Genomic DNA, 11,723 nt, shown 5'->3' with positions numbered 1-11,723 from the left:
TCGGACCGCCTTCCAGCGGACCCTCCGGGCTTCGTTCTTTCGTGTTTCCAGCTTATCAGATGTTTTCCGCTCCGTTTTCCGGAGTTTCATTCATCCAATCGGCTTTTGCCTTTCGGCGCTCCCGAACTCTACCAGAGTTTCTCGGGCCGTTTTCCCCGGTCGTTTCTCGAATTCAGATTCGAGCCCGTTTCCGAGGGGCCGTCCCGTGGGGCAACCCGGAGAACATTACGCACCGGGCTGCCCCACGTCAAACCGGCCTCGGCCGGGGACGAACGAGCGTCAGACCTCGACGAACGAGCGTCAGACCTCGACCACGACCGGCAGGATCATCGGCCGGCGGCGGTAGTTGTCCGCGACCCACTTGCCGATGGTCCGGCGGACCAGCTGCTGCACCTGGCGGGGCTCCAGCACGCCGTCGCCCGCCGAGCGGTCCAGGGCCTCCTGGAGCTTGGCGACGACCGGGGCGAACGCGCCGTCGTCGATGCCGGAGCCGCGGGCCTGGATGGTCGGGCCGCCGACGATCTTGCCGTTGGTCGAGTCGACCGCGACGAAGACCGAGATGAAGCCCTCCTCGCCGAGGATCTTGCGGTCCTTGAGCGAGGCCTCGCTGATGTCGCCGACCGAGGCGCCGTCCACGTAGACGTACCCGGCCTGCACCTTGCCGACGATCCGGGCGACGCCGCCCTCGAGGTCGACGCAGACGCCGTCCTCCGCGATGACCACGCGGTTGCGCGGCACCCCGGTGGCGACGCCCAGCTCGGCGGCCGCGCGCAGGTGGCGCCACTCGCCGTGGACCGGCATCAGGTTGCGCGGCTTGCAGATGTTGAAGAAGTAGAGCAGCTCGCCGGCCGAGGCGTGGCCGGAGACGTGCACCTTGGCGTTGCCCTTGTGCACGACCTTGGCGCCCCAGCGGGTCAGGCCGTTGATCACCCGGTAGACGGCGTTCTCGTTGCCCGGGATCAGGGAGGACGCCAGGACGACGGTGTCGCCCTCGACGATGCGGATCTGGTGGTCGCGGTTGGCCATCCGGGACAGCGCGGCCATCGGCTCGCCCTGCGAACCGGTGCAGATCAGCACGACCTCCTTGTCCGGGAGGTCGTCCAACTGCTTGACGTCCACGACCATGTTGCCGGGGACCTTCAGGTAGCCGAGGTCACGGGCGATGCCCATGTTGCGGACCATCGAGCGGCCGACGAAGGCGACCTTGCGCTTGTACTCGTGCGCGGCGTCCAGGACCTGCTGGATGCGGTGCACGTGGCTGGCGAAGGAGGCCACGATGATGCGCTTGTCGGCGTTGGCGAAAACGTTTCGCAGCGCCGCCGAGATGTCCCGCTCGTGCGGGATGAAGCCGGGGACCTCGGCGTTGGTGGAGTCCACCAGCAGCAGGTCCATGCCCTCCTCGGCCAGCTTGGCGAAGGTCGGCAGGTCGGTGAGGCGGCCGTCGAGCGGCAGCTGGTCCATCTTGAAGTCACCGGTGGCAACGACCATGCCGGCGGGGGTACGGACGGCCACGGCGAGGGCGTCCGGGATGGAGTGGTTGACCGCGATGAACTCGCAGTCGAAGGGGCCGATGCGCTCGCGCTCGCCCTCCTTGACCTCCAGCACGTACGGGCGGATCCGGTGCTCGGCGAGCTTGGCCTCGATCAGGGCCAGGGTCAGCTTCGAGCCGATCAGCGGGATGTCCGGGTTCTCCCGCAGGAGGAACGGGACGGCGCCGATGTGGTCCTCGTGCCCGTGGGTGAGGACGATGCCGTCGACCTTGTCGAGGCGGTCCCGGATGTAGCTGAAGTCCGGGAGGATCAGGTCCACGCCGGGCTGCTCGTCCTCGGGGAAGAGGACGCCGCAGTCGATGATCAGGATGCGGTCGCCGTACTCGAGGACCGTCATGTTGCGGCCGATCTCGCCGAGGCCGCCGAGCGGAGTGATACGGAGGGCGCCCTCCTTCAGGGCCGGGGGCGCGCCGAGTTCGGGGTGCGGGTGGCTCAAAAGACTCTCCTCACGACGCACGCCATATGCCCGGGGTCCTCCCCCTGGAGACATATGGCGTGCGTACTCAGTGTCGTTTTCCTACTGGGTCTGCGCTCTCGCGCCTTCGGTCCGGTCCAGCGGCGGACCCGGGGAGGTCCGGCGAGCCGGGGCGCGCACGTCTTTGTCTGTTTAGAGGTGTACCCCGCCGGCGGCGAGATCCTGCTTCAATTGCGCGACCTCCTCGGCCGTCGCACCCACCAGCGGCAGCCGCAGCGGGCCGGCCGGCAGGCCCTGGAGGTCCAACGCGGCCTTGGTGAGGATCACGCCCTGGGTGCGGAACATACCGCTGAACACGGGCAGCAGGCGCTGGTGCACGCTGGTGGCCTTGACCACATCGCCGGCCAGGTAGGCCTCGATCATCGCGCGCAGCTCGCCTGCCACCACGTGTCCGACGACGCTGACCACGCCGACGGCCCCGACGGACAGCAGCGGCAGGTTCAGGATGTCGTCGCCGGAGTACCAGGCCAGGTCGGAGCGGGCGATCGCCCAGGCCGCGGCGCCGAGGTCACCCTTGGCGTCCTTGTTGGCGACGATCCGCGGGTGCTCGCCGAGGCGGACCAGCGTCTCGTGGCTCAGCGCCACCCCGCTGCGGCCCGGGATGTCGTACAGCATGACCGGCAGCTCGGTCGCGTCGGCCAGGGCGACGGTGTGCCGGTACAGGCCCTCCTGCGGGGGCTTGCTGTAGTACGGCGTGACGGCCAGCAGGCCGTGCGCCCCGGCGGCCTGCGCCTGCCGGGCCAGCTCGATGGTGTGGTGGGTGTCGTTGGTGCCGACGCCGGCCACCACGTGGGCGCGATCCCCGACCGCCTCCACCACGGCGCGGACCAGTTGGGCCTTCTCGGCATCGCTGGTGGTCGGAGACTCACCTGTGGTGCCGTTGACGACGAGCCCGTCGTTCCCGGAGTCGACGAGGTGCGTGGCGAGGCGCTGGGCGCCGTCGAGGTCGAGTCCGCCGTCGGCGGTGAACGGGGTGACCATCGCGGTCAGGACCCGGCCGAACGGCGTCTGGGGGGTGGAGATCGGAGCCATGCGTCCAAAACTACTCGTAGGCGGTGGGACGGTATCCACACCGGTCCAGGGTTCGGACAGGGGCAGCGGCGATGAGCGGCGGGAACTGGCTTCGTGATGGGATTCCGGTGCTGCCCGCTCGGGGGTTCAGGCAGCACCGGAATCCGTGCTCACGAATGTAGGGAGCGGCTAGAAAAGCCGCAATCCAGACATGCCAGACACACTGCCCATATGCCTGTCGTCGCAGGTCAGGGGGCGACTCGGCCGTGCTTCTCGAAGGCCGCATGGGTGAGCGGCATGAGCTGCGCCCACTGCTGCTCCATCTGCTCGGCGACCATCTCGATCTCGCGCTGCGGGAAGGACGGCACCGTCGCGTTGTCCCGCTTGGTCCGCAGCGACAGGAAGTGCATCAGCGAGCGCGAGTTGCAGGTCGCGTACATCGAGGAGAACAGGCCGACCGGCAGCACCGCGCGGGCCACCTCGCGGGCCACGCCGGCCGCCAGCATCTCCTGGTACCGCGCGTAGGACTCGCGGTACGCGGCCTCCATCGCCTCGGTCGTCGTCCGGTGCTGCTCGGGCGTGCCCTCGTGGAACTCGTACTTGCCCGGGCGGCCCTCCTGGACCAGCTTGCGGTCCTCCGCCGGGACGTAGAAGACCGGGTGCAGCTCGCGGTAGCGGCCGGACTCCTCGTTGTACGACCAGCCGCTGCGGTGCCGGTGGAACTCCCGGAACACGAAGATCGGCGCGCTGATGAAGAAGGTCATCGAGTTGTGCTCGAAGGGCGTGCCGTGCCGGTCGCGCATCAGGAAGTTGATCAGGCCCTTGGACTTCTCCGGGTCCTGCGAGAGCGCCTCCAGGGACTGCTCCCCCGCGGTCGAGACGCGGGCCGCCCAGATGACGTCCGAGTCGGCGGCGGAGCTGCGGACCAGCTCCACCGTGACGTCGCTGCGGAAGCTGGGGGGCGTGGGTTCGTCGCTCACGCGTTACTCCTTGCGGGTTCGGTGCTGTGCAGCCTGATGGCGTGCTGCATGGTCTTGCGGGCGCGCGGGGTGTCCCCGGCATCGGCGTAGGCCACGGCGAGGCGGAACCAGACCCGCCAGTCGCCCGGCGCGTCCTCGGCCTCGGCCTGGCGGCGGGCGAAGACCGCGTCGGCCGAGGCCCGGTCGATCCGCCCGCTGTTGCTGCGCTTGAGCTCGTCCACCGGCAGGCCGCCCTCGGCCTCCAGCTCCCGGGCGAGCCGCTCGCTGTCCCGTCCGAAGCGGACGGTCTGGCGCAGGAACCAGACGCCGATCACCGGGATGACGAAGGCGCAGACGCCGATGCCGATGCCGAGCGGCTTGCCGGTGGCGATCAGCTGGACGCCCTCCCCCACGCAGAGCAGGGCGACCAGCAGCAGCACGCCGGACAGGACGAAGAAGCCGGTACGAGAGGTCATGTCACACTCCCTGGGATCACCACGGTCACAGGTCCAGGAAGTGTTCGAGGCCGAAGGTCAGCCCCGGCGTCTCGACGACCTTGCGCACACCCAGCAGGATGCCCGGCATGAAGCTGCTGTGGTGCAGCGAGTCGTGCCGGATGGTGAGCGTCTCACCGGTGTCGCCGAACATCACCTGCTGGTGGGCGAGCAGCCCGCGCAGCCGGACGGCGTGCACCGGCACCCCGTCCACGTCGGCGCCGCGCGCACCGGGCAGGCTGTGGGTCGTCGGGTCCTGCTGCGGCGGGCGGCCGGCCTCGGCGCGGGCGGCCGCGATCAGCTGCGCGGTCCGGGTGGCCGTGCCGCTGGGGGCGTCGGCCTTGCGGTCGTGGTGCAGCTCGACCACCTCGACCGACTCGAAGTACTTCGCCGCGATCTGCGAGAACTTCATGCCGAGGATCGCGCCGATGGAGAAGTTGGGCGCGATCAGCAGACCGAGGTCCGGGGCCTGGTCCAGCCGGCCGCGGACGGTGGCGAGCCGCTCGTCCGTCCAGCCGGTGGTGCCGGTGACCACGTGGATGCCGTGGTGCAGGCAGTAGTCCAGGTTGCCCATCACCGAGTCCGGGTGGGTCAGCTCGACGACCACCTGGGCGCCCGCCTCGGTGAGCTCCTCGAGCTTCGAGCCGCGGCCGAGGGTGGCGACCAGTTCCAGGTCCGGCGCGGCCTCCACCGCCTTGACCGCCTCGGAGCCGATCCGTCCCTTGGCGCCGATCACGGCGACACGCAGCGTCATAGCGAAAGTCCTCTCACACCAGCAGCTCGGCGAGCTTGGCGGCCCGCTTGTCGTTGATCGGCCCGATCAGCGCCAGCGACGGCCGGTACGCGCCCAGCACATCACGGGCCACCGCGTGGACGTCCTCCAGGGTCACCGACGCGATCCGCTCCAGCATGTCGTCCACCGACAGGTGGTGCCCGTAGCTGAGCTCGGCCTTGCCGATCCGGTTCATCAGCGAGCCGGTGTCCTCCATGCCGAGCACGGTGGAGCCGGAGATCTGCCCGATCGCGCGCTGCAGCTCCTCCTCGGTGATGCCCTCGGCGACCACCTTGGCCAGCTCGGTGCGGCAGATCCGCAGCACCTCCTCGACCCGCTTGGGCTGGCAGCCGGCGTAGATGCCGAACAGGCCGCTGTCCGCGTACGACGAGGAGTACGAGTAGACCGAGTACGCCAGGCCGCGCTTCTCCCGGACCTCCTGGAACAGCCGGGAGCTCATCCCGCCGCCCAGGGCCGCGTTGAGCACGCCCATCGCCCAGCGCCGCTCGTCGTGCCGCGGCACCCCGGGCACACCCAGCACCAGGTGGGCCTGCTCGGTGGACCGGTTGAGCACCTCGACCTTGCCGGCCGTCCGCAGCGCCTTGACACCGCGGCGGGCCTCGGCGGGGGCCGCCTCGGAGCGGGCCAGCACCGGGGCGAAGGCCTGCTCGACCTGCTTGACCACCTTGCGGTGGTCGAGGTTGCCGGCCGCCGCGACGACCAGCTGCTCGGGGCGGTAGCGCCGGTGGTAGAAGCCCGCGATCTGGTCCCGGGTGAGCGTCCTGATGGTCTCCTGGGTACCGAGGATCGGGCGGCCGAGCGGGCCGCTGCCGTAGATCACCTTGGCGAACAGGTCGTGCACCACGTCGCCCGGGTCGTCCTCGGCCATCGCCATCTCCTCGAGGATGACGCCGCGCTCGGCCTCCACGTCCTCGGTGCGGATCAGCGAACCGGTGAGCATGTCGCAGACCACGTCGATGGCCAGCGGCAGGTCGGTGTCCAGGACCCGGGCGTAGTAGCAGGTGTTCTCCTTCGCGGTGAAGGCGTTCATCTCGCCGCCGACCGCGTCCAGGGCCGCCGAGATGTCCAGCGCGCTGCGCCGCTCGGTGCCCTTGAAGAGCAGGTGCTCCAGGTAGTGGGTGGCGCCGTTGAGCTGCGGGGTCTCGTCCCGCGAGCCGACGCCGACCCAGATGCCGAAGGTCGCGGAGCGCACCGTCGGCAGGGTCTCGGTGACGACCCGCAGGCCGCCGGGGAGAACGGTGCGGCGCACCGTGCCGGCGCCGTCGACGCCCTTGAGCAGGGTCCGGGTGGTGCCGGGGCGCTGCTTTACCGCCGGGGCCTGCGCCACGGGGGGTACCTCCAGGGGAAACGCACGCGGAAACGCACGTGCGGACGTAAGCGTGTGGACAACTGGGTGCGGCCCGCACGCCGCGAGGCGTACGGGCCGCAGGGGTCAGCTAGCGGCGCTTCACTCGGAAGCGGCCTCGCCGCCCTCCTCGCCCTCGACGACCGGGATCAGGGAGAGCTTGCCGCGCGGGTCGATCTCGGCGATCTCGACCTGGACCTTGGCGCCGACGCCGAGGACGTCCTCGACGTTCTCGACGCGCTTGCCACCGGCCAGCTTGCGGATCTGCGAGATGTGCAGCAGGCCGTCCTTGCCCGGCATCAGCGACACGAACGCGCCGAACGTCGTGGTCTTGACCACGGTGCCCAGGTAGCGCTCGCCGACCTCCGGCATGGTCGGGTTGGCGATCTGGTTGATCGTGGTGCGGGCGGCCTCGGCGGCCGGGCCGTCGGCGGCACCGATGTAGATGGTGCCGTCGTCCTCGATCGTGATCTCGGCGCCGGTGTCCTCCTGGATCTGGTTGATCATCTTGCCCTTGGGGCCGATGACCTCACCGATCTTGTCCACCGGGATCTTGATGGTGATGATGCGCGGCGCGTTCGGGGACATCTCGTCCGGGGAGTCGATGGCCTCGTTCATCACGTCGAGGATGTGCAGGCGGGCGTCCTTGGCCTGCTTCAGCGCGGCGGCGAGCACCGACGCCGGGATGCCGTTCAGCTTGGTGTCCAGCTGGAGGGCGGTGATGAAGTTGCGGGTACCGGCGACCTTGAAGTCCATGTCGCCGTACGCGTCCTCGGCGCCGAGGATGTCGGTCAGCGTGACGTAGTGGGTCTCGCCGTCGATCTCCTGGGAGATCAGGCCCATGGCGATGCCGGCGACGGCGGCCTTCAGCGGCACACCGGCGTTCAGCAGCGACATGGTCGAGGCGCAGACCGAGCCCATCGAGGTGGAGCCGTTGGAGCTGAGCGCCTCGGACACCTGGCGGATGGCGTACGGGAAGTCCTCGCGCGAGGGCAGCACGGGCAGGATGGCCCGCTCGGCCAGCGCGCCGTGGCCGATCTCGCGACGCTTGGGCGAGCCCACGCGGCCGGTCTCGCCGACGGAGTACGGCGGGAAGTTGTAGTTGTGCATGTAGCGGCGACGCGTCTCCGGGGAGAGCGTGTCCAGCTGCTGCTCCATGCGGAGCATGTTCAGCGTGGTGACACCCAGGATCTGGGTCTCGCCGCGCTCGAACAGGGCCGAGCCGTGCACCCGCGGGATGGCCTCGACCTCGGCGGCCAGGGTGCGGATGTCGGTGACGCCGCGGCCGTCGATGCGGATCTTGTCCGTGATGACGCGCTCGCGGACGATCTTCTTGGTCAGCGCGTTGTAGGCGGCGCTGATCTCCTTCTCGCGGCCCTCGAACTCGGGGAGCAGCTTCTCGGCGGCCAGCGCCTTGACGCGGTCCAGCTCGGTGTTGCGCTCCTGCTTGCCCGGGATGGTCAGGGCCTGGGCCAGCTCGTCCTTGACGGCGGCGGTCAGCGCGGCGAGGACGTCGTCCTGGTAGTCCAGGAAGACCGGGAACTCACCGGTCGGCTTGGCGGCCTGGGCGGCGAGCTGCGACTGCGCGGCGCAGAGGACCTTGATGAACGGCTTGGCGGCGTCGAGACCGGAGGCGACGACCTCCTCGGTCGGCGCCTCGGCGCCGCCCTCGACCAGCTTGATGGTCTTGTCGGTGGCCTCGGCCTCGACCATCATGATCGCGACGTCGCCGTCCGGCAGGACGCGACCGGCGACGACCATGTCGAAGACGGCCGACTCCAGCTCGCTGTGGGTCGGGAAGGCGACCCACTGGCCGTTGATCAGCGCGACGCGGACGCCGCCGATCGGGCCGGAGAACGGCAGGCCGGCCAGCTGGGTGGAGGCGGAGGCGGCGTTGATCGCGACCACGTCGTACAGGTGGTCGGGGTTGAGCGCCATCACGGTGACGACGACCTGGACCTCGTTGCGCAGGCCCTTGACGAAGGACGGGCGCAGCGGGCGGTCGATCAGGCGGCAGGTGAGGATCGCGTCCTCGGAGGGCCGGCCCTCGCGACGGAAGAACGAGCCGGGGATGCGGCCCGCGGCGTACATCCGCTCCTCGACGTCCACGGTCAGCGGGAAGAAGTCGAAGTGCTCCTTCGGCTGCTTGGACGCGCTGGTGGCCGACAGCACCATGGTGTCGTCGTCCAGGTAGGCCACGGCGGAGCCGGCGGCCTGACGGGCCAGGCGGCCGGTCTCGAAGCGGATGGTACGGGTGCCGAAGGAACCGTTGTCGATCACGGCCTCGGCGTAGAACACGTTCTCTTCCACCTGGAAGATCTCCTCTTTCGTACGTCTCCGGGAGAGCGTCCCCGCGCACTGCCTGTCGGTTGGCCCTGGGTGCCCTCGTCAGGGAGGGCGGCAGTCGGGCCGGTCTTCGATCGAAGCCTCCGGAGTGCCCCGCTCGGTCTGCGGGGGTTCCGACGGCCACTACCGAGGACCGGCGCCTCACGGCTGCCGGGCCGGGACGGGCGTTCCGCGTCTGGACGCTCTCTCGGATGCGGGCGGCTTCCGTTTGAAGCCTTCGTCCCGCGGGGGGTTCGGGTCTTTGTGCCCGGGTGGCGCGCTGGTGCGCCATCACCCGGCATGCCCACAACCCTACGGTGCAATCCTCGGCCACCTGGGGAGGTGCGCGCGAGTTGTTATGTCCGGGCGCCGCGGCCCGACGGCCGCGGCATACGCGCGAGGGGCGGCTCCCCGGTGTGGGGAGCCGCCCCGAGCGGCGGTCTTAGCGGGCGCCACCGGCGGCACCGCGACGGATGCCCAGGCGGTCGACGAGCGTACGGAAACGCTCGATGTCCTTCTTGGCCAGGTACTGCAGCAGGCGGCGGCGCTGGCCGACCAGGATCAGCAGGCCGCGGCGCGAGTGGTGGTCGTGCTTGTGCAGCTTGAGGTGCTCGGTCAGGTCCGAGATGCGGCGGGAGAGCATGGCCACCTGGACCTCGGGGGAGCCGGTGTCGCCCTCCTTCTGGCCGAACTCGGCGATGATCTGCTTCTTGACGTCAGAGGCGAGAGCCACTGCAACTCCTTCGGGGTCTACCGAGCGGTCCTGGTCGACAGCACAGGACTCATCGAGAACTCGGTGTCGTGAGCGCGGCCGGCGCTCTGCAGCCCACGGAGGGGCGGCGGACACACGGCTGCGCTCGAAGGCCAAGCGTACCAGTGCCGCCCACCCGGCCGTTCGGCGGCCCCGGGGGGCGCGTGAGGCGCTCCTCCGGGGAGGAGCGGGCGGGGGCGGGCGGCGCCGGAGGGCGGGCCCGGTCAGCCGGTGGCGCCGCGGACCAGCCGGTAGATGTCCAGGACGGCGAGCGCCAGCGGGACGAGCGAGATCAGGGTGAGGCTGTCGACCAGGTCCAGGATGCGTCCCCAGAACGGGGAGACGCCGAGCCGGGGCACCACCAGGGCGATCGCGACGAGCAGTGCGGCGCCGAAGGCGATGCAGGTGGCCAGCCAGATGGTGCGCAGGTCGAGCTGGGTGGTGGAGCCCGCCACCCGCAGGAAGAACTGCGGGGTGTGCAGGGACAGTCCGACGATCAGCAGGCACAGGCCGAGCAGGCCGGCCACGGTCAGGCTGAGGACCTGCGCGGTGTAGCGGAACAGCCGGGCGCGCAGCATGGCGGCCAGGCCCAGGGCGAGCGCGAGCAGCTCGGGGAAGGTCTCGTCGGTGAAGCCGAGGACGGCGCAGGCGCCGACCACGACCGCGGCGCAGCCGCCGACCAGGCCGACCAGCACCTCGTGGCCGCGGCGGGCCTGGTGGGCGATCTTCTCGTACTGGACGGCCTCCGCGCGCTCGGCCTCCTCGTCGTAGTCGCGGCTGCGGGTGCGGGTCTGGCCGGGGGCGCTGAAGCCGACCGGCAGCCGGGCGAAGCGGGCGGAGAGGCTGGGCAGGAAGCCCACGGCGGCGACGGCGGCGACACCGGTGACGGCGGCGATGTGTCCGGCCGGGGTCCCGGGCATCAGGACGGCGGCGAAGGTGGCGAGCGCGCCGGCGGTGGCGACCAGGGCTGCGGCGACGAACACCGCGTCCTTCTCCGGCAGCAGGCCGGTCAGCAGCACGGCGACCACCAGGACGGCCACGCAGCCGGCCAGGAACTGGAGCCGGCCGGGGCCGTCCCACGGATGGGCGACGGCGATGACGCCGCTGCCGCCGATCATGGCGTGCGGCAGCGCGCCGAGGCCGAGCGCGAGGGCGGCGTGGGCGTCCTGGTAGACCCGGGCACGCACGCCGGCCAGCGCGGTGAGCACGACGGCGGTGACGCCGGCCAGGACGCCGGGCAGGCCGTGCATGTCGTGGCGCAGGTCGGAGAACCAGAGCGCGAAGCCGAGCAGGGTGAGCAGCACCCCGGCGCCGATCAGGCCGAAGCCGCGCATCAGTTCGGCGGTCCAGAACCGGCGGTCGGCCTCGACGGCGCTGGCGATGGCGTCGGCGACGTCGTCGTAGACCGCGGGCGGGAGGGACTCGGCGAAGGGACGCAGCGCGAGCAGGTCGCCGTCGCGGACCTGCTGCGCGGCCAGCGGCAGGCCGCTGTCGAGGACGGTGCCGTCGCGGCGGACCAGGTGGAAGCCGGTCGGGGTGCCGTCGGGCTGGCTCTGGTTGGCCAGCCGCAGGACCTCGGGGTAGACGTCAGCGAGCGGGACGTCCTCGGGCAGGGCGACGTCGATCCGGCGGTCTGGGGCGACGACCGTCACCCGGCAGTAGCCGGTCGCGGCAGCAGCACTGCTCATGCTCCCGCCTCGTTTCGCTTCGCCGGCGCTTCGCACAATGCGCGGCGTTCGATGACGAGCTCGCTCATGAGCCGCACCTCGTTCCTTCGACGCACTTGGCGCTCCCCCTTGTTGACGGTGCCGAGGCACGGCGGCGCTCGGTGTGGCTGTGGAACCGGCCCGACCGGGCCGCGAATTGGCGCGGCGTTACCCTACCCGCTCGGTTGGTGACCGGGGCCTGGCGGGCGGTGCGGGAGCGACCGTTAGGATCGGCGCCTGCGCAAAGGTACGGGGGCTGCGCTGTGTGGGGCGTCCTCAGCCGCCGGATTCCCGTACGGACCGTACGCAGTCGC

9 protein-coding genes are annotated in these 11,723 nt (G+C 70.7%); all 9 read right to left on the bottom strand.

Going from position 1 to position 11,723, the window contains the following annotated elements; genetic code table 11:
* Positions 1-300 precede the first annotated feature (300 nt).
* The 9 genes from ABTY56_RS24095 to eccD all read right to left on the bottom strand — a co-directional run bounded on the left by ABTY56_RS24095 (position 301) and on the right by eccD (position 11,391).
* On the bottom strand, positions 301-1,986 hold the full coding sequence (locus tag ABTY56_RS24095) for a ribonuclease J (protein WP_350631101.1): 1,686 nt from the start codon (positions 1,984-1,986) through the stop codon (positions 301-303).
* 171 nt (positions 1,987-2,157) lie between these two features.
* Positions 2,158-3,057 (bottom strand): 4-hydroxy-tetrahydrodipicolinate synthase, encoded by a 900-nt coding sequence (gene dapA, locus ABTY56_RS24090; protein WP_350631099.1) that lies wholly within the window; start codon positions 3,055-3,057, stop codon positions 2,158-2,160.
* A 227-nt stretch (positions 3,058-3,284) separates the two neighbouring features.
* Positions 3,285-4,016 (bottom strand): FAD-dependent thymidylate synthase, encoded by a 732-nt coding sequence (thyX, locus tag ABTY56_RS24085; protein ID WP_350631097.1) that lies wholly within the window; start codon positions 4,014-4,016, stop codon positions 3,285-3,287.
* On the bottom strand, positions 4,013-4,471 hold the full coding sequence (locus tag ABTY56_RS24080) for a tetratricopeptide repeat protein (RefSeq protein WP_350631095.1): 459 nt from the start codon (positions 4,469-4,471) through the stop codon (positions 4,013-4,015). Before ABTY56_RS24080 ends, thyX begins: the two co-directional genes overlap by 4 nt.
* Before the next feature lie 25 nt (positions 4,472-4,496).
* Positions 4,497-5,243 (bottom strand): 4-hydroxy-tetrahydrodipicolinate reductase, encoded by a 747-nt coding sequence (gene dapB / locus ABTY56_RS24075; protein ID WP_350631093.1) that lies wholly within the window; start codon positions 5,241-5,243, stop codon positions 4,497-4,499.
* 13 nt (positions 5,244-5,256) lie between these two features.
* Positions 5,257-6,609, bottom strand: a complete 1,353-nt coding sequence (locus tag ABTY56_RS24070; RefSeq protein WP_350631092.1) for a M16 family metallopeptidase — start codon at positions 6,607-6,609, stop codon at positions 5,257-5,259.
* 120 nt (positions 6,610-6,729) lie between these two features.
* Complete coding sequence (locus tag ABTY56_RS24065) at positions 6,730-8,937, bottom strand: polyribonucleotide nucleotidyltransferase (RefSeq protein ID WP_350631090.1); 2,208 nt, start codon at positions 8,935-8,937, stop codon at positions 6,730-6,732.
* Between the two features lie 457 nt (positions 8,938-9,394).
* Positions 9,395-9,685, bottom strand: coding sequence for a 30S ribosomal protein S15 (gene rpsO / locus ABTY56_RS24060; RefSeq protein WP_030245440.1), 291 nt, complete (start codon positions 9,683-9,685; stop codon positions 9,395-9,397).
* A 242-nt stretch (positions 9,686-9,927) separates the two neighbouring features.
* Positions 9,928-11,391, bottom strand: a complete 1,464-nt coding sequence (eccD, locus tag ABTY56_RS24055; protein WP_350631088.1) for a type VII secretion integral membrane protein EccD — start codon at positions 11,389-11,391, stop codon at positions 9,928-9,930.
* Positions 11,392-11,723 lie beyond the last annotated feature (332 nt).

Source organism: Kitasatospora sp. NPDC097691, from assembly GCF_040302665.1.
Lineage (GTDB): Bacteria > Actinomycetota > Actinomycetes > Streptomycetales > Streptomycetaceae > Kitasatospora.
The sequence above is the reverse complement of the archived record's forward strand: the minus strand, read 5'-3'. Positions and strand labels throughout refer to the sequence as shown.